The 18,818-nt window shown below is 59.4% G+C and carries 17 protein-coding genes and 1 tRNA gene; all 18 read left to right on the plus strand.

The genetic code is table 11. The features are described 5' to 3' along the window. Window positions 1–198: elongation factor Tu (locus QO207_RS05470; RefSeq protein ID WP_301531539.1), on the plus strand; the 198-nt coding region annotated here is incomplete at its 5' end. Window positions 199–251: 53 nt separating this feature from the next. Beyond that, a tRNA-Trp gene (locus QO207_RS05475) sits at window positions 252–327 on the plus strand. A 44-nt stretch (window positions 328–371) separates the two neighbouring features. Then, window positions 372–740 carry a preprotein translocase subunit SecE gene (gene secE, locus QO207_RS05480; RefSeq protein ID WP_184593952.1) on the plus strand — a complete coding sequence of 123 codons (369 nt, stop codon included), beginning with the start codon at window positions 372–374 and terminating at the stop codon, window positions 738–740. 9 nt (window positions 741–749) lie between these two features. After that, window positions 750–1,283 (plus strand): transcription termination/antitermination protein NusG, encoded by a 534-nt coding sequence (gene nusG, locus QO207_RS05485; RefSeq protein WP_081520875.1) that lies wholly within the window; start codon window positions 750–752, stop codon window positions 1,281–1,283. Window positions 1,284–1,402: 119 nt separating this feature from the next. Beyond that, on the plus strand, window positions 1,403–1,834 hold the full coding sequence (gene rplK, locus QO207_RS05490; RefSeq protein WP_253454221.1) for a 50S ribosomal protein L11: 432 nt from the start codon (window positions 1,403–1,405) through the stop codon (window positions 1,832–1,834). Next, a complete protein-coding gene (rplA, locus tag QO207_RS05495; protein WP_015475312.1) occupies window positions 1,834–2,529 on the plus strand; it encodes a 50S ribosomal protein L1 in 696 nt (231 codons plus the stop codon). Before rplK ends, rplA begins: the two co-directional genes overlap by 1 nt. Window positions 2,530–2,731: 202 nt before the next feature. Then, window positions 2,732–3,232, plus strand: a complete 501-nt coding sequence (rplJ, locus tag QO207_RS05500) for a 50S ribosomal protein L10 (RefSeq protein WP_017516429.1) — start codon at window positions 2,732–2,734, stop codon at window positions 3,230–3,232. 76 nt (window positions 3,233–3,308) lie between these two features. Continuing rightward, entirely contained in the window at window positions 3,309–3,677 is a 369-nt protein-coding gene (rplL, locus tag QO207_RS05505) for a 50S ribosomal protein L7/L12 (RefSeq protein ID WP_017516430.1), read from the plus strand. Between the two features lie 223 nt (window positions 3,678–3,900). Then, window positions 3,901–7,974, plus strand: coding sequence for a DNA-directed RNA polymerase subunit beta (gene rpoB, locus QO207_RS05510; protein ID WP_192296375.1), 4,074 nt, complete (start codon window positions 3,901–3,903; stop codon window positions 7,972–7,974). Between the two features lie 66 nt (window positions 7,975–8,040). Beyond that, window positions 8,041–12,240, plus strand: a complete 4,200-nt coding sequence (gene rpoC, locus QO207_RS05515) for a DNA-directed RNA polymerase subunit beta' (RefSeq protein ID WP_054910990.1) — start codon at window positions 8,041–8,043, stop codon at window positions 12,238–12,240. A gap of 154 nt (window positions 12,241–12,394) precedes the next feature. Next, entirely contained in the window at window positions 12,395–12,766 is a 372-nt protein-coding gene (rpsL, locus tag QO207_RS05520) for a 30S ribosomal protein S12 (protein ID WP_015475317.1), read from the plus strand. 85 nt (window positions 12,767–12,851) lie between these two features. Next, entirely contained in the window at window positions 12,852–13,322 is a 471-nt protein-coding gene (gene rpsG, locus QO207_RS05525; RefSeq protein ID WP_015475318.1) for a 30S ribosomal protein S7, read from the plus strand. Between the two features lie 30 nt (window positions 13,323–13,352). After that, a complete protein-coding gene (gene fusA, locus QO207_RS05530) occupies window positions 13,353–15,488 on the plus strand; it encodes an elongation factor G (RefSeq protein ID WP_301531540.1) in 2,136 nt (711 codons plus the stop codon). 29 nt (window positions 15,489–15,517) lie between these two features. Next, window positions 15,518–16,711, plus strand: coding sequence for an elongation factor Tu (tuf, locus tag QO207_RS05535; protein WP_054910987.1), 1,194 nt, complete (start codon window positions 15,518–15,520; stop codon window positions 16,709–16,711). Window positions 16,712–16,866: 155 nt separating this feature from the next. Continuing rightward, window positions 16,867–17,178, plus strand: coding sequence for a 30S ribosomal protein S10 (rpsJ, locus tag QO207_RS05540; RefSeq protein ID WP_003243886.1), 312 nt, complete (start codon window positions 16,867–16,869; stop codon window positions 17,176–17,178). Between the two features lie 82 nt (window positions 17,179–17,260). Further along, a complete protein-coding gene (gene rplC / locus QO207_RS05545; RefSeq protein WP_024767389.1) occupies window positions 17,261–17,896 on the plus strand; it encodes a 50S ribosomal protein L3 in 636 nt (211 codons plus the stop codon). 14 nt (window positions 17,897–17,910) lie between these two features. Next, on the plus strand, window positions 17,911–18,513 hold the full coding sequence (rplD, locus tag QO207_RS05550) for a 50S ribosomal protein L4 (protein ID WP_017521904.1): 603 nt from the start codon (window positions 17,911–17,913) through the stop codon (window positions 18,511–18,513). After that, window positions 18,510–18,809: a 50S ribosomal protein L23 gene (rplW, locus tag QO207_RS05555; protein WP_015475322.1), complete on the plus strand. Its 300-nt coding sequence runs from the start codon at window positions 18,510–18,512 to the stop codon at window positions 18,807–18,809. The genes rplD and rplW overlap by 4 nt, the downstream gene beginning before the upstream one ends. Window positions 18,810–18,818: the final 9 nt, after the last annotated feature.

The following is an 18,818-nucleotide window of genomic DNA, read 5'->3' on the forward strand; positions in this document are numbered from 1 at the left end:
CAGTTCTACTTCCGTACCACCGACGTAACCGGCAACTGCGAACTGCCGGAAGGCGTTGAGATGGTAATGCCGGGCGACAACGTGAAAATGGTTGTCACCCTGATCGCTCCGATCGCCATGGAAGATGGCCTGCGCTTCGCGATCCGCGAAGGCGGCCGTACCGTTGGCGCCGGTGTGGTTGCCAAGATCATCGAATAATCGATTGATCTTTCCCTATCAGGCCGGCATAATGGTCGGCCTGACTTTGTTCTAGGCCAGTAGCTCAATTGGCAGAGCGGCGGTCTCCAAAACCGCAGGTTGGGGGTTCGATTCCCTCCTGGCCTGCCAGATTCCTCAAGATCTGGCACTTCTTTAAACGGGATTCCTAGCAGATGAATGCGAAGGTAGAAGCCAAAGAGTCGCGTCTTGATCTCTTGAAGTGGCTTGTGGTTGCAGTGCTGGTGGTGGTGGCTGTGGTTGCCAACCAGTATTATTCCGCGCAACCGATCTTCTATCGCGTTCTCGGTATCCTCGTCATGGCGGCTGCCGCAGGCTTTATCGCGCTGCAGACCGTCAAGGGGCGTGCGTTCTTTACTCTGGCTAAAGAAGCTCGCGCCGAGATTCGCAAGGTTGTATGGCCGTCTCGTCAAGAGACAACTCAGACCACGCTGATCGTAGTGGCAGTAGTGCTGGTAATGGCGCTGGTGCTTTGGGGGCTCGACTCCCTGCTGGGTTGGCTGGTTTCCATGATCGTAGGTTAAGGGTGTTCCGTGGCTAAGCGTTGGTACGTTGTGCATGCCTACTCGGGTTACGAGAAGCATGTCATGCGCTCGCTGATCGAGCGGGTCAAACTGGCCGGCATGGAAGACGGGTTTGGTGAGATTCTGGTCCCCACCGAAGAAGTGGTGGAGATGCGGAACGGCCAGAAACGCAAGAGCGAGCGCAAATTCTTCCCGGGCTATGTCCTGGTGCAGATGGATATGAACGAGGGTACCTGGCACCTGGTCAAGGATACTCCTCGCGTCATGGGTTTCATTGGTGGTACTGCCGACAAGCCGGCGCCGATCACCGATAAAGAAGCTGATGCTATCCTGCGTCGCGTTGCCGATAGCGGCGACAAACCGAAGCCGAAGACTCTGTTCGAGCCGGGCGAAACCGTCCGTGTCATCGATGGTCCGTTCGCTGACTTCAATGGCGTCGTCGAAGAAGTTAACTACGAAAAGAGCCGCATCCAGGTCGCTGTGCTCATTTTCGGTCGCTCTACTCCGGTAGAGCTGGAGTTCAGCCAGGTAGAGAAAGTCTAACCGGCACAATGAATCCCCCACCCCGCAGCCATAGGCTGCGGGGTTTTGTCGTCATTGGGATAAACGCGATAGCAACCGGGGAGCCCGAAAGGGCGCTTGACCCGCATTTGGAGTAGCAAATGGCTAAGAAAATCACGGCTTATATCAAGCTGCAAGTTAAGGCCGGCCAGGCCAACCCGTCGCCGCCCGTAGGCCCTGCTCTGGGTCAGCACGGCGTGAACATCATGGAATTCTGCAAGGCGTTCAACGCCAAGACCCAAGGCCAAGAGCCGGGTCTGCCGACTCCTGTGATCATCACCGTTTACAGCGACCGTAGCTTCACCTTCGAAACCAAGAGCACCCCGGCTGCCGTCCTGCTGAAAAAAGCAGCTGGCATCACCAGCGGTTCCGCTCGTCCTAACTCTCAGAAAGTCGGCACTGTTACCCGTGCTCAGCTGGAAGAGATCGCCAAGGCGAAGCAGGCTGACCTGACCGCTGCTGACATGGACGCTGCCGTACGCACCATCGCTGGCTCCGCGCGCAGCATGGGCCTGAACGTGGAGGGTGTGTAATGGCTAAGCTGACCAAGCGTCAAAAGGCTATCGCCGAGAAGATCGAAGCAGGCAAGCAATACGGCTTCGAAGATGCCGCCAAGCTGCTGGCTGAGCTGTCGACCATCAAGTTCAAGGAATCCGTAGACATCGCCATCAATCTGGGCGTTGATCCGCGTAAATCCGATCAGGTCGTACGTGGCGCCACCGTTCTGCCGAACGGTACCGGCAAATCCGTACGCGTTGCCGTCTTCACCCAGGGTCCTGGTGTTGAAGCTGCCCTGGCTGCTGGTGCAGACAAGGTTGGCATGGACGAGCTGGCTGCCGAAATGAAAGCCGGCGACCTGAACTACGACGTCGTCATCGCTTCCCCGGACGCCATGCGTGTTGTTGGCCAGTTGGGCCAGGTACTGGGCCCGCGCGGTCTGATGCCGAACCCGAAAGTCGGCACCGTGACTCCGGACGTCGCTACCGCTGTCAAGAACGCCAAGGCCGGTCAGGTACGTTTCCGTACCGACAAGAACGGCATCATCCACGCCTCCGTTGGCAAGATCGACTTCGAGCCGGTCAAGCTGAAGCAGAACGTGGAAGCGCTGCTGAGCGATCTGAAGCGCCTGAAGCCGTCCTCCTCGAAGGGCGTGTACGTTCAGCGCGTAACCCTGAGCACCACCATGGGCCCGGGTCTGCAGATCGATCAGGCTTCGCTGGAAGGCTGATGAACTAAGTCGAGCAGTGGGTTCGCCCGCTGCTCGCAGGTATTGGGGTCCCTGCCTGGCGGGGGCTATCCAAGACCGTAGGCGGCGCAAGCCTTAAACCTCAAGCCTACGCAGATGGTGCTCCCGATTCGTTTACCGAATCAGACACCAAAACGCCGTCCGGCTCCGGCTGGACGAATCGGTAACATCCAGGAGTAAACCCGTGGCAATTAAACTCGAAGACAAGAAGGCCATCGTCGCTGAAGTCAACGAGGCTGCCAAAGCCGGTCTGTCCGCTGTCGTGGTTGATGCACGCGGCGTGACTGTCGGCGCTATGACCGGACTCCGTAAAGAGGCCCGCGCAGCTGGTGTGTACGTGAAAGTCGTACGTAACACCCTGCTCAAGCGCGCCGTTGAAGGCACTCAGTTTGAAGTGCTCAACGACACGTTCAAGGGCCCGACCCTGATTGCTTTCTCCAACGAACATCCGGGCGCTGCCGCTCGTATCTTCAAGGAGTTTGCCAAGGGTCAGGACAAGTTCGAGATCAAGGCGGCCGCGTTCGAGGGTCAGTTCCTCGCAGCCAATCAGATCGACGTGCTGGCGACCCTGCCGACCTACAACGAAGCTGTTGCACAGCTGATGAGCGTGATCCAAGGCGCTACCAGCAAGCTGGCTCGTACTCTGGCGGCAATTCGCGATCAGAAAGAAGCTACCGCAGCCTAAGGCTCGGCAACTCCTTTCAACCTTTTTTGTTTAATTCGATGGCCTTAGGCCGTCACCCAATACAGGAATTAGAGTCATGGCTCTGACCAACGAAGACATCATCTCCGCCGTATCCGAAATGTCCGTCATGCAGATCGTTGAACTGATCAAGGCGATGGAAGAGAAGTTCGGCGTTACCGCTGCTGCCGCTACCGTTGCTGCTGCCGGCCCGGCTGCTGCCGCTGCTGAAGAGCAGACCGAGTTCACCATCGTCCTGGCCGAAGCTGGCGACAAGAAAGTGAACGTGATCAAGGTCGTTCGTGAACTGACCGGCCTGGGCCTGAAAGAAGCCAAGGCTGTCGTTGACGGCGCCCCGGGCGTGGTCAAGGAAGGCGCTTCGAAAGAAGAAGCCGAAGCTGCCAAGAAAGCCCTGGAAGAAGCAGGCGCCAAGGTCGAGCTCAAGTAAGTTCGTACCTTGCGTCGACAGCCCGAGCGTTAAGCGACAGGCTGATGGCTGGTGGCAATTGCCACCGGCCTTTTTCCGTTCTGGGTGGGGTGCCGTAGGTGCCTCCCAGGACGTGAAAATCCCGCCACGAGTGGCGGCGCAAACCTAGGGTTTGCACGATTTTTGGGCTGCTCCCCTGTGCGGGAGAGGCCAAACAAGCAGGTGACCAAGCTGGGGAACGCTGATGGCTTACTCATACACTGAGAAAAAACGTATCCGCAAGGACTTTAGCAAGTTGCCGGACGTCATGGATGTGCCGTATTTGCTGGCCATCCAGCTGGATTCCTATCGCGAATTCCTGCAGGCCGGCGCGAGCAAGGACCAGGTTCGAGACATCGGCCTGCATGCGGCCTTCAAGTCCGTTTTCCCGATTATCAGCTATTCCGGCAATGCTGCCCTGGAATACGTCGGCTACCGTCTGGGCGAGCCGGCCTTTGATGTCAAGGAATGCGTGCTGCGCGGTGTGACCTTCGCGGTCCCGCTGCGTGTGAAAGTGCGCCTGATCATTTTCGACAAGGAATCGTCGAACAAAGCGATCAAGGACATCAAGGAACAAGAAGTCTACATGGGGGAAATCCCCCTGATGACCGAGAACGGTACCTTCATCATCAACGGTACCGAGCGCGTCATCGTTTCCCAGCTGCACCGCTCCCCGGGTGTGTTCTTCGACCACGACCGTGGCAAGACTCACAGCTCCGGCAAGCTGCTGTACTCCGCTCGCATCATTCCTTACCGCGGTTCCTGGCTCGACTTCGAGTTCGACCCGAAGGACTGCGTGTTCGTTCGTATCGACCGTCGCCGCAAGCTGCCGGCCTCGGTACTGCTGCGTGCGCTTAACTACAGCACCGAGGAAATCCTCAACGCGTTCTATGACACCAACGTCTACGAGATCAAGGGCGAGACCCTGAATCTGGAGCTGGTGCCGTCGCGTCTGCGTGGCGAGATCGCCAGCTTCGACATCAAGGATGCTGCCGGCAAGGTCATCGTTGAAGCGGGCCGCCGTATCACCGCGCGTCACATCAACCAGCTCGAGAAGGCCGGCATCAGCCAGCTGGAAGTGCCGTTCGACTACCTGATTGGCCGTACCGTGGCCAAGGCTGTCGTGCACCCGGCTACCGGCGAGATCATCGCCGAGTGCAACACCGAGCTGACCGTCGATGCCCTGGCGAAGATCGCCAAGGCCCAGGTTGCCCGCCTGGAAACCCTGTACACCAACGACATCGACTGCGGTCCGTTCATCTCCGACACGCTGAAGATCGACTCCACCAGCAACCAACTGGAAGCGCTGGTCGAGATCTATCGCATGATGCGTCCCGGCGAGCCGCCGACCAAGGAAGCTGCCGAGACCCTGTTCGGCAACCTGTTCTTCAGCGCCGAGCGTTACGACCTGTCCGCCGTTGGCCGCATGAAGTTCAACCGTCGTATCGGTCGTACCGAGATCGAAGGCGCTGGCGTCCTGAGCAAGGAAGACATCGTCGAGGTCCTCAAGACCCTCGTTGCCATCCGTAACGGCAAAGGCATCGTCGACGACATCGACCACCTGGGTAACCGTCGCGTCCGTTGCGTCGGCGAGATGGCCGAGAACCAGTTCCGTGTTGGCCTGGTGCGTGTAGAGCGCGCGGTCAAGGAACGTCTGTCGATGGCCGAAAGCGAAGGCTTGATGCCGCAGGACCTGATCAACGCCAAGCCGGTGGCTGCCGCGATCAAGGAGTTCTTCGGTTCCAGCCAGCTGTCGCAGTTCATGGACCAGAACAACCCGCTCTCCGAGATCACCCACAAGCGCCGCGTCTCCGCACTCGGCCCGGGCGGTCTGACCCGTGAGCGCGCGGGCTTCGAGGTTCGTGACGTACACCCGACCCACTACGGCCGCGTGTGCCCGATCGAAACCCCTGAAGGTCCGAACATCGGTCTGATCAACTCCCTGGCCACCTACGCCCGCACCAACAAGTACGGCTTCCTCGAAAGCCCGTACCGCGTGGTGAAGGAAGGTCTGGTCAGCGACGACATCGTCTTCCTGTCCGCGATCGAAGAAGCTGATCACGTGATCGCCCAGGCTTCGGCAACCCTGAACGAAAAGGGCGAGCTGATCGACGAACTGGTAGCCGTACGTCACCTGAACGAATTCACCGTGAAGGCGCCGGAAGACGTCACCCTCATGGACGTGTCGCCGAAGCAGGTCGTTTCCGTCGCTGCCTCGCTGATTCCGTTCCTCGAGCACGACGACGCCAACCGTGCGCTCATGGGTTCGAACATGCAGCGTCAGGCTGTTCCGACCCTGCGCGCCGACAAGCCGCTGGTAGGTACCGGCATGGAGCGCAACGTCGCCCGTGACTCCGGTGTCTGCGTGGTTGCCCGTCGTGGTGGCGTGATCGACTCCGTCGATGCCAGCCGTATCGTGGTTCGTGTGAACGACGACGAAGTCGAGACTGGCGAAGCCGGTGTCGACATCTACAACCTGACCAAGTACACCCGTTCGAACCAGAACACCTGCATCAACCAGCGTCCGCTGGTGCAGAAGGGTGACCAGGTTTCGCGCAGCGACATCCTGGCCGACGGCCCGTCCACCGACATGGGTGAACTGGCTCTGGGTCAGAACATGCGCGTAGCGTTCATGCCCTGGAACGGCTTCAACTTCGAAGACTCCATCTGCCTGTCCGAGCGCGTGGTCCAGGAAGATCGTTTCACCACGATCCACATCCAGGAACTGACCTGCGTTGCCCGTGACACCAAGCTCGGCCCAGAGGAAATCACCGCGGACATCCCGAACGTGGGTGAAGCTGCGCTGAACAAGCTGGACGAAGCCGGCATCGTCTACGTCGGCGCCGAAGTACAGGCTGGCGACATCCTGGTCGGCAAGGTCACCCCGAAAGGCGAGACCCAGCTGACTCCGGAAGAGAAGTTGCTGCGCGCGATCTTCGGTGAGAAGGCGTCCGACGTGAAGGACACCTCCCTGCGCGTGCCGACCGGCACCAAGGGCACCGTCATCGACGTACAGGTCTTCACCCGCGATGGCGTAGAGCGCGACAGCCGTGCCCTGTCCATCGAGAAGATGCAGCTGGACGAGATCCGCAAGGACCTGAACGAAGAGTTCCGCATCGTCGAAGGCGCAACCTTCGAGCGTCTGCGTTCCGCTCTGGTCGGTGCCAAGGCCGACGGCGGTCCTGCCCTGAAGAAAGGCGCAGAGATCACCGACGAGTACCTGGACGGCCTCGAGCGCGGCCAGTGGTTCAAGCTGCGCATGGCGGAAGATCCTCTGAACGAGCAGCTGGAGAAGGCCCAGGCCTACATCAGCGATCGCCGTCAGATGCTCGACGACAAGTTCGAAGACAAGAAGCGCAAGCTGCAGCAGGGCGATGACCTGGCGCCGGGCGTACTGAAGATCGTCAAGGTCTACCTCGCTATCAAGCGCCGCATCCAGCCGGGCGACAAGATGGCAGGCCGCCACGGTAACAAGGGTGTGGTCTCGGTGATCATGCCGGTCGAAGACATGCCGCACGACGTGCATGGCACTCCGGTCGACATCGTTCTGAACCCGCTGGGCGTACCTTCGCGCATGAACGTCGGTCAGATCCTCGAAACCCACCTGGGCCTCGCGGCCAAGGGCCTGGGCGAGAAGATCAACCGCATGCTCGAAGAGCAGCGCAAGATCGCCGAGCTGCGTGTGTTCCTGAACGAGATCTACAACGAGATCGGCGGCCGCCAGGAAAGCCTGGACGAGCTGAACGATAACGAGATCCTCGCTCTGGCCAACAACCTCAAGGGCGGCGTGCCCATGGCTACCCCGGTGTTCGACGGTGCCAAGGAGCGCGAGATCAAGGCCATGCTGAAGCTGGCTGATCTGCCGGAGAGCGGTCAGATGCGTCTGTATGACGGCCGCACCGGCAACCAGTTCGAGCGTACGACCACTGTTGGTTACATGTACATGCTCAAGCTGAACCACCTGGTCGATGACAAGATGCACGCACGTTCCACCGGCTCTTACAGCCTGGTTACCCAGCAGCCGCTGGGTGGTAAGGCGCAGTTCGGTGGCCAGCGTTTCGGGGAGATGGAGGTCTGGGCGCTGGAAGCCTACGGTGCCGCCTACACCCTGCAGGAAATGCTGACCGTGAAGTCGGACGACGTGAACGGCCGTACCAAGATGTACAAGAACATCGTGGACGGGGATCACCGCATGGAGGCCGGCATGCCCGAGTCCTTCAACGTGCTGATCAAAGAGATCCGCTCGCTCGGCATCGATATCGAACTGGAAACCGAATAACACGTGACGTCAGAACGGTGCGGCTGGTCAAGGCCGGTCGCACCGGGTCCGTGAGGAGGAAAGGCCTTGAAAGACTTGCTTAATCTGTTGAAAAACCAGGGTCAGATCGAAGAGTTCGATGCCATCCGTATTGGCCTGGCCTCGCCCGAGATGATCCGTTCCTGGTCCTTCGGCGAAGTCAAGAAGCCGGAGACCATCAACTACCGTACCTTCAAGCCGGAGCGCGATGGCCTGTTCTGCGCCAAGATCTTCGGCCCGGTGAAGGACTACGAGTGCCTGTGCGGTAAGTACAAGCGCCTGAAGCACCGCGGTGTGATCTGCGAGAAGTGCGGCGTGGAAGTCGCTCTGGCCAAGGTGCGCCGTGAGCGCATGGGCCACATCGAGCTGGCCTCGCCGGTCGCCCACATCTGGTTCCTGAAGTCCCTGCCGTCCCGTATCGGCCTGCTGCTGGACATGACCCTGCGTGACATCGAACGCGTGCTCTACTTCGAGAGCTACGTGGTGATCGATCCGGGCATGACCACCCTCGAGAAGGGTCAGCTGCTGAACGACGAGCAGTACTTCGAAGCCCTCGAAGAGTTCGGTGACGACTTCGACGCCCGCATGGGTGCGGAAGCCGTTCGCGAGCTGCTCAACGCTATCGATCTGGAACACGAGATTGGCCGCCTGCGCGAAGAGATTCCGCAGACCAACTCGGAAACCAAGATCAAGAAGCTGTCCAAGCGCCTGAAGCTGATGGAAGCCTTCCAGGGCTCCGGCAACCATCCCGAGTGGATGGTGCTGACCGTCCTGCCGGTGCTGCCGCCGGACCTGCGTCCGCTGGTTCCGCTCGATGGCGGCCGCTTCGCGACTTCGGATCTGAACGATCTGTATCGCCGCGTGATCAACCGTAACAACCGTCTGAAGCGCCTGCTCGACCTGGCCGCTCCGGACATCATCGTGCGCAACGAAAAGCGCATGCTGCAGGAAGCCGTCGATGCCCTGCTGGACAACGGCCGTCGCGGCCGTGCCATCACCGGCTCGAACAAGCGCCCGCTGAAGTCCCTGGCCGACATGATCAAGGGCAAGCAGGGTCGCTTCCGTCAGAACCTGCTCGGCAAGCGCGTGGACTACTCCGGCCGTTCGGTAATTACCGTAGGTCCGACCCTGCGTCTGCACCAGTGCGGTCTGCCGAAGAAAATGGCCCTGGAGCTGTTCAAGCCGTTCATATTCGGCAAGCTGGAAGGTCGTGGCATGGCCACCACCATCAAGGCCGCCAAGAAGATGGTCGAGCGCGAGCTGCCGGAAGTGTGGGACGTTCTCGCTGAAGTGATCCGCGAACACCCCGTACTGCTGAACCGTGCGCCGACCCTGCACCGTCTGGGCATCCAGGCGTTCGAACCGGTACTGATCGAAGGTAAAGCCATCCAGCTGCACCCGCTGGTCTGCGCCGCGTACAACGCCGACTTCGACGGTGACCAGATGGCCGTGCACGTCCCGCTGACCCTTGAGGCCCAGCTGGAAGCGCGCGCGCTGATGATGTCGACCAACAACATCCTGTCGCCCGCCAACGGCGAGCCGATCATCGTTCCGTCGCAGGACGTGGTAATGGGTCTGTACTACATGACCCGTGAAGCGATCAATGCGAAGGGCGAGGGCATGGCTTTCGCAGACCTGCAGGAAGTTGACCGCGCCTACCGCAGCGGCCAGGTATCCCTGCACGCCCGCGTAAAAGTGCGCATCAACGAGAAGATCAAGAACGAAGACGGCAGTCTGACCGCCAACACTCGTATCGTCGATTCCACCGTCGGCCGTGCGCTGCTGTTCCAGGTTGTACCCGCAGGTCTGCCGTACGACGTGGTCAACCAGTCGATGAAGAAGAAGGCGATCTCCAAGCTGATCAACCACTGCTACCGCGTGGTGGGTCTGAAGGACACCGTCATCTTCGCTGACCAGCTGATGTACACCGGCTTCGCCTACTCGACCATCTCCGGTGTGTCGATCGGCGTGAACGACTTCGTCATCCCGGACGAAAAGGCTCGCATCATCGATGCCGCCACCGAGGAAGTGAAGGAGATCGAGAGCCAGTACGCCTCCGGCCTGGTAACCCAGGGCGAGAAGTACAACAAGGTGATCGACCTCTGGTCCAAGGCCAACGACGAAGTCTCCAAGGCGATGATGGCCAACCTCTCGAAAGAGAAGGTGACCGATCGCGAAGGCAAGCAGGTCGACCAGGAGTCCTTCAACTCCATGTACATGATGGCGGACTCCGGTGCGCGGGGTTCCGCGGCCCAGATCCGTCAGCTGGCCGGTATGCGTGGCCTGATGGCCAAGCCAGATGGCTCCATCATCGAGACCCCGATCACCGCGAACTTCCGTGAAGGCCTGAACGTACTCCAGTACTTCATCTCCACTCACGGTGCTCGTAAAGGTCTGGCGGATACCGCACTGAAGACCGCGAACTCCGGTTACCTGACTCGTCGTCTCGTCGACGTGGCCCAGGACCTGGTAGTGACCGAGATCGATTGCGGCACCGACCGTGGCCTGTTCATGTCCCCGCACATCGAAGGCGGCGACGTGGTTGAGCCGCTGGGCGAGCGTGTACTCGGCCGCGTGATGGCTCGCGACGTGCTCAAGCCGGGCAGCGACGACGTGATCGTCGAAGCCGGTACCCTGATCGACGAGAAGTGGGTCGATTTCCTCGAGCAGATGAGCGTCGACGAAGTCGTTGTGCGTTCGCCGATCACCTGCGAAACCCGTCACGGCATCTGCGCCATGTGCTACGGCCGCGATCTGGCCCGTGGTCACCGCGTGAACATCGGTGAGGCTGTCGGCGTTATCGCTGCCCAGTCGATCGGTGAGCCGGGTACCCAGCTGACCATGCGTACCTTCCACATCGGTGGTGCGGCCAGCCGTACTTCTGCCGTGGACAACGTACAGGTCAAGAACGGCGGCACCATTCGCCTGCACAACCTGAAGCACGTAGAGCGTGCCGACGGCGCCCTGGTAGCGGTTTCCCGTTCCGGTGAGCTGGCGGTAGCCGACGACTTCGGTCGTGAGCGCGAGCGCTACAAGCTGCCGTACGGTGCGGTGATTTCCGTGAAGGAAGGTGACAAGGTCGATCCGGGCGCCATCGTCGCCAAGTGGGACCCGCACACCCACCCGATCGTCACCGAGATGGACGGCACCGTGGCCTTCGTGGGCATGGAAGAGGGCATCACCATCAAGCGCCAGACCGACGAACTGACCGGTCTGACCAACATTGAAGTGATGGATCCGAAGGATCGTCCGGCTGCCGGCAAGGACATTCGTCCGGCCGTGAAGCTGATCGACGCCGCAGGCAAGGATCTGCTGCTGCCGGGTACCGACGTACCGGCCCAGTACTTCCTGCCGGCGAACGCCCTGGTCAACCTCAACGATGGCGCGAAAGTGCGTATCGGTGACGTTATCGCGCGTATCCCGCAGGAAACCTCGAAGACCCGCGACATCACCGGTGGTCTGCCGCGCGTTGCCGACCTGTTCGAAGCTCGTCGTCCGAAAGAGCCTTCGATCCTGGCGGAAATCAGCGGCACCATTTCCTTCGGCAAGGAAACCAAGGGCAAGCGTCGCCTGGTCATCACTCCCACCGACGGTAGCGATCCGTACGAGGAGCTGATTCCGAAGTGGCGTCACCTGAACGTGTTCGAAGGTGAACAGGTAAGCCGTGGTGAAGTGATCTCCGACGGCCCGAGCAACCCGCACGACATCCTCCGTCTGCTGGGCGTCAGCTCGCTGGCCAAGTACATCGTCAACGAGATCCAGGACGTTTACCGTCTGCAGGGCGTGAAGATCAACGACAAGCACATCGAGACCATCCTGCGCCAGATGCTGCGCAAGGTCGAAGTGGCCGAGTCGGGCGATTCGTCCTTCATCAAGGGCGACCAGGTCGAACTGGTTCACGTGCTGGAAGAGAACGAAGTACTGGGCACCCAGGACAAGTTCCCGGCCAAGTACGAGCGCGTTCTGCTGGGTATCACCAAGGCCTCGCTGTCCACCGAGTCGTTCATCTCGGCTGCATCCTTCCAGGAGACCACCCGTGTCCTCACCGAGGCGGCGGTCACCGGCAAGCGCGACTTCCTGCGCGGCCTGAAGGAGAACGTGGTCGTGGGTCGTCTGATCCCGGCGGGTACCGGTCTGGCTTACCACAGCGAGCGCAAGCGTCAGCGCGAACTCGGCAAACCGCAGCGTGTGAGCGCGAGCGAGGCCGAAGCAGCACTGGCCGAAGCGCTCAATCTGAGCGGTAACTAAGCCTCAAACGAAGCCCCGGTTGTCTTGACAACCGGGGCTTTGTCTTGACTGGAATCCGTAAGCTCTTTAGTATCTTGTACCCCGAAAATTGGCAGGGCGCATGCTCTGCCCATTTTCGTTTTTAAGTGTCGTAAGACAATCAGTGGAGCTATAGATGGCAACTATCAACCAGCTGGTGCGCAAACCGCGCAAGCGCCTGGTAGACAAGAGCGGCGTTCCTGCCCTGCAGAACTGCCCTCAGCGTCGCGGCGTATGCACCCGCGTATACACCACCACCCCGAAGAAGCCGAACTCCGCACTGCGTAAAGTGTGCCGTGTTCGTCTGACCAACGGTTTCGAGGTTTCCTCGTACATCGGTGGTGAAGGTCACAACCTGCAGGAACACAGCGTCGTGCTGATCCGTGGCGGTCGTGTAAAGGACCTTCCGGGTGTGCGTTACCACACCGTGCGCGGTTCGCTGGATACCTCCGGCGTTAAAGACCGTAAGCAGGGTCGTTCGAAGTACGGCGCGAAGCGTCCGAAGTAATTTTGTTTTCCTATTTGCTGAGTCGATAAGAGTAAGGTCGGGCATCGAGTCCCGGATTACCTGAAGACCGTTTGAGGGCTTATCAATGCCAAGACGTCGTGTAGCGGCCAAACGTGAGATCCTGGCCGATCCTAAATACGGAAGCCAGATTCTGGCGAAGTTCATGAACCACGTGATGGAAAGCGGCAAGAAAGCCGTTGCCGAGCGTATCGTTTACGGTGCTCTGGACAAGGTCAAAGAGCGCGGTAAAGGCGACCCCCTGGAACTCTTCGAAAAAGCACTCGACGCCATCGCTCCGCTGGTCGAAGTGAAGTCCCGCCGTGTCGGCGGTGCTACCTACCAGGTTCCGGTCGAAGTACGTCCGTCCCGTCGTAATGCACTGGCCATGCGCTGGCTGGTGGACTTCGCCCGCAAGCGTGGCGAGAAGTCCATGGCTCTGCGTCTCGCTGGCGAACTGATGGACGCCGCTGAAGGTAAAGGCGCCGCTGTCAAGAAGCGTGAAGACGTACACCGTATGGCCGAGGCCAACAAAGCGTTCTCGCACTACCGCTTCTAATTACGGCAACACTACTTCTGCGAGGGCTTTATGGCTCGTAACACAGCAATCAACCGCTACCGGAACATTGGTATCTGTGCCCACGTTGACGCGGGCAAGACCACCACCACCGAGCGGATCCTGTTCTACACAGGTCTCAGCCACAAGATGGGTGAGGTGCATGACGGCGCTGCCACTACCGACTGGATGGTGCAGGAGCAGGAGCGTGGTATTACCATCACCTCTGCTGCGATCACCACCTTCTGGGAAGGTTCGCGCGGCCAGTACGACAAGTACCGCGTAAACGTCATCGACACCCCCGGCCACGTAGACTTCACCATTGAAGTTGAGCGCTCCCTGCGCGTACTGGACGGCGCCGTCGTTGTGTTCTGCGGCACTTCCGGCGTTGAGCCGCAGTCCGAAACCGTATGGCGCCAGGCCAACAAGTACGGCGTTCCGCGTATCGTTTACGTGAACAAGATGGACCGCGCTGGCGCCAACTTCCTGCGCGTCGTCGGTCAGATCAAGAACCGCCTGGGTCACACCCCGGTTCCGGTTCAGCTGGCCATCGGTGCAGAAGATGACTTCCAGGGTCAGGTTGACCTGCTGAAGATGAAGGCCATCTACTGGAACGAAGACGACAAAGGCACTTCCTATCGCGAGGAAGAAATTCCTGCTGATATGGTCGAGCTGGCCACCGAGTGGCGCAACAACATGGTCGAGGCTGCTGCCGAAGCCAACGAAGAGCTGATGAACAAGTACCTGGAAGAGGGTGAGCTGTCGATCGAAGAGATCAAGGCTGGCCTGCGTCTGCGTACCATCGCCTGCGAAATCGTACCGGCTGTCTGCGGCTCGTCGTTCAAGAACAAGGGCGTGCCCCTGGTTCTCGACGCCGTCATCGACTTCCTGCCTGCTCCGACCGAGATTCCGGCGATCCAGGGTATCCACCCGGATCACATTGACGACGGCGACGATGCTCCGAAAGACGAGCGTCCGGCTGACGACAATGCTCCGTTCTCGGCTCTGGCATTCAAGATCGCTACCGACCCGTTCGTAGGTACTCTGACCTTCGTTCGCGTCTACTCGGGCGTTCTGGAGTCCGGTAACTCGGTTATCAACTCCGTGAAAGGCAAGAAAGAGCGCGTTGGTCGTATGGTGCAGATGCACGCCAACCAGCGTGACGAGATCAAAGAAGTACGCGCTGGCGACATCGCTGCTCTGATCGGCATGAAGGACGTCACCACCGGTGACACTCTGTGCGACATCGACAAGCCGATCATCCTCGAGCGTATGGACTTCCCGGAGCCGGTAATCTCGGTAGCCGTTGAGCCGAAGACCAAGGCTGACCAGGAGAAGATGGGCATCGCCCTCGGCAAGCTGGCTCAGGAAGACCCGTCGTTCCGCGTCAAGACCGACGAAGAAACCGGCCAGACCATCATCTCCGGTATGGGTGAGCTGCACCTGGACATCCTCGTCGACCGCATGAAGCGTGAATTCGGCGTTGAGGCGAACATCGGCAAGCCGCAGGTTTCGTACCGCGAAACCATCTCGAAGGACAACATCGAGATCGAAGGCAAGTTCGTTCGTCAGTCCGGTGGTCGTGGTCAGTTCGGTCACTGCTGGATTCGTTTCTCGACTCCGGACGTGGACGACAAGGGCAACATCACCGAAGGCCTGGTCTTCACCAACGAAGTCGTGGGCGGTGTGGTTCCGAAGGAATACATCCCGGCCATCCAGAAAGGCATCGAAGAGCAGATGAAGAACGGCGTTGTTGCCGGCTATCCGCTGATCGGCCTGAAGGCGACCGTCTTCGATGGTTCCTACCACGACGTCGACTCCAACGAGATGGCGTTCAAGATCGCTGCTTCCATGGCGACCAAGCAGCTGGCCCAGAAGGGCGGCGGCAAGGTTCTGGAGCCGATCATGAAGGTGGAAGTGGTGACTCCTGAGGACTACATGGGTGACGTGATGGGTGACCTGAACCGTCGTCGTGGTCTGATTCAGGGGATGGAAGACTCGGTTTCCGGTAAGGTTATCCGTGCCGAGGTTCCGCTGGGCGAGATGTTCGGTTATGCAACCGACGTGCGTTCCATGTCCCAGGGTCGCGCTAGCTACTCCATGGAATTCTCCAAGTATGCTGAAGCTCCGGCGAACGTCGTCGAAGCTCTGGCCAAAAAACAAGCTTGATTCAGCTCTTTTAGTAAGAGGTTACTCTCGTGGCTAAAGAAAAATTTGAACGTAACAAACCGCACGTCAACGTCGGCACCATCGGTCACGTTGACCACGGCAAAACCACTCTGACCGCTGCTCTGACCAAGGTCTGCTCCGAGACCTGGGGTGGTTCCGCTCGCGCTTTCGACCAGATCGACAACGCGCCGGAAGAGAAAGCTCGTGGTATCACCATCAACACCTCTCACGTTGAATACGACTCGCCGGTACGCCACTACGCTCACGTAGACTGCCCGGGTCACGCCGACTACGTGAAGAACATGATCACCGGTGCTGCCCAGATGGACGGCGCGATCCTGGTTTGCTCCGCTGCTGACGGCCCCATGCCGCAGACCCGCGAGCACATCCTGCTGTCCCGTCAGGTAGGCGTTCCTTACATYGTCGTGTTCCTGAACAAGGCYGACATGGTTGACGACGCCGAGCTGCTGGAACTGGTCGAAATGGAAGTTCGCGATCTGCTGAACACCTACGACTTCCCGGGCGACGACACTCCGATCGTGATCGGTTCCGCTCTGATGGCCCTSAACGGCCAGGACGACAACGAGATGGGCGTTTCCGCCGTGCGCAAGCTGGTRGAAACCCTGGACTCGTACATYCCTGAGCCCGAGCGCGCCATCGACAAGCCGTTCCTGATGCCGATCGAAGACGTATTCTCGATCTCCGGCCGTGGCACCGTGGTAACTGGCCGTGTTGAGCGTGGCATCGTCAAGATCCAGGAAGAAGTGGAAATCGTCGGTATCAAGGCGACTACCAAAACTACCTGCACCGGCGTTGAAATGTTCCGCAAGCTGCTCGACGAAGGTCGTGCTGGTGAGAACGTYGGCGTTCTGCTGCGTGGCACCAAGCGTGAAGACGTAGAGCGTGGCCAGGTTCTGGCCAAGCCGGGCACCATCAAGCCGCACACCAAGTTCGAATGCGAAGTGTACGTGCTGTCCAAAGAAGAAGGTGGTCGTCACACCCCRTTCTTCAAAGGCTACCGCCCRCAGTTCTACTTCCGTACCACCGACGTAACCGGCAACTGCGAACTGCCGGAAGGCGTTGAGATGGTAATGCCGGGCGACAACGTGAAAATGGTTGTCACCCTGATCGCTCCGATCGCCATGGAAGATGGCCTGCGCTTCGCGATCCGCGAAGGCGGCCGTACCGTTGGCGCCGGYGTGGTTGCCAAGATCATCGARTAATCGCTGATCCGCTCCAGGAAAAGGGACCCTTCGGGGTCCCTTTTTCGTTGAGTTGGTTAAATATTGACACCCTTCAGGCTCATCCGTACAATTGCGCCTCCTTTTAACGGGCGGAGTCCGTCCGTTGGGAATGGCAACTTGGAGTCTGAGGTCAAATGCAAAATCAACAAATCCGTATTCGGTTGAAGGCTTTTGATCACCGCCTGATCGACCAATCTACCCAGGAAATCGTGGAAACCGCGAAACGTACTGGGGCTCAGGTGCGTGGTCCGATTCCTCTGCCGACCCGCAAGGAACGTTACACCGTGCTGATTTCCCCGCACGTCAACAAGGACGCTCGTGACCAGTACGAAATTCGTACCCACAAGCGTGTTCTCGACATCGTTCAGCCGACCGACAAAACTGTCGACGCGCTGATGAAGCTCGACCTTGCTGCTGGCGTCGAAGTACAGATCAGCCTCGGCTAATGCCTTCGGCATTGGTCGTGTAACGCTCTGAAATGGGCGGCCATAGCGGGTGAAAGCCCCGTACACTAAAGAGGTTCTAAAGATGACAATTGGTGTTGTCGGTCGTAAGTGCGGCATGACCCGCATCTTCACCGAAGATGGTGTCTCCATTCCGGTCACGGTCATTGAGGTCGAGCCGAATCGCGTCACCCAGTTCAAAAACGAAGAAAGCGATGGCTATCGCGCTGTGCAGGTAACTGCTGGCGAGCGCCGTGCTTCTCGCGTGACCAAGGCGCAAGCCGGTCACTTTGCCAAGGCGAATGTCGCCGCCGGTCGCGGCGTGTGGGAGTTCCGTCTGGGCGAAGAGGAGTTCAAGGCAGGCGATTCCATCTCTGTCGATCTGTTCCAGGCAGGCCAGCTGGTAGACGTTACCGGTGAGTCCAAGGGTAAAGGCTTCGCCGGTACCATCAAGCGCTGGAACTTCCGTGGTCAAGATAACACCCACGGTAACTCCGTTTCCCACCGCGTCCCGGGTTCCATCGGCCAGTGCCAGACTCCTGGTCGAGTGTTCAAGGGCAAAAAAATGTCGGGCCACATGGGTGCTGAGCGCGTAACCGTTCAATCCCTTGAGGTCGTGCGTGTCGATGCAGAGCGCAATCTGCTGCTGGTCAAAGGTGCCGTTCCCGGCGCTACCGGTGGTGATGTGCTGGTGCGTCCGGCAGCCAAGGCTCGCGGTTAAGAGAGGAAGCTGAGATGCAACTGAATGTAAATGGCGCTCAGGCGATCGAGGTTTCCGAGCGTACCTTTGGTAGCGAATTCAACGAGACCCTGGTTCACCAGGCAGTCGTGGCCTACATGGCTGGCGGCCGTCAGGGCACCAAGGCTCAGAAGACTCGTTCCGAAGTCTCCGGTGGTGGCAAGAAGCCGTGGCGTCAGAAGGGCACTGGTCGTGCTCGTGCTGGCACCATTCGTAGCCCCATCTGGCGTGGCGGCGGCGCGACCTTCGCGGCCAAGCCCCAGGATCACTCCCAGAAGCTCAACAAGAAGATGTACCGCGCAGCTCTGCGCTCCATCCTCTCCGAGCTGGTTCGTCTGGACCGTCTGGTTGTCGTTGCCGACTTCGCTGTCGACGCACCGAAGACCAAAGGTCTGGTCAGCAAGCTGGAAGGCCTGGGCCTGAAAGATGTACTGATCGTCACCGAAGGCGTCGATGAGAACCTGTACCTGGCAGCTCGCAACCTGGCCCACGTCGATGTACGTGACGTCCAGGCTTCCGATCCGGTCAGCCTCATCGCCTACGACAAGGTGCTGGTCACCGTGTCCGCCGTGAAGAAGTTCGAGGAGCTGCTGGCATGAACCAGGAACGCGTATTCAAAGTGCTGCTGGGCCCGCATATCTCCGAGAAGGCCACTGGCCTGGCGGACGGCAACAGCCAATTCGTTTTCAAGGTTGCCACTGATGCAACCAAGCTGGAAATCAAGAAGGCCGTAGAAAGCCTGTTCGGCGTGAAAGTACGTCGCGTCACCACCCTGAACGTTCAGGGCAAGACCAAGCGTACCGTTCGCGGCCTGGGCAAGCGTAACGACTGGAAAAAAGCGTACATCGCTCTCCAGCCGGGCCAGGATCTCGATTTCGCAGCTGGCGCTGAGTAAAGGGGTGCA

The sequence above is a fragment of the Pseudomonas sp. CAN1 genome, assembly GCF_030462585.1.
Classification (GTDB): domain Bacteria; phylum Pseudomonadota; class Gammaproteobacteria; order Pseudomonadales; family Pseudomonadaceae; genus Pseudomonas.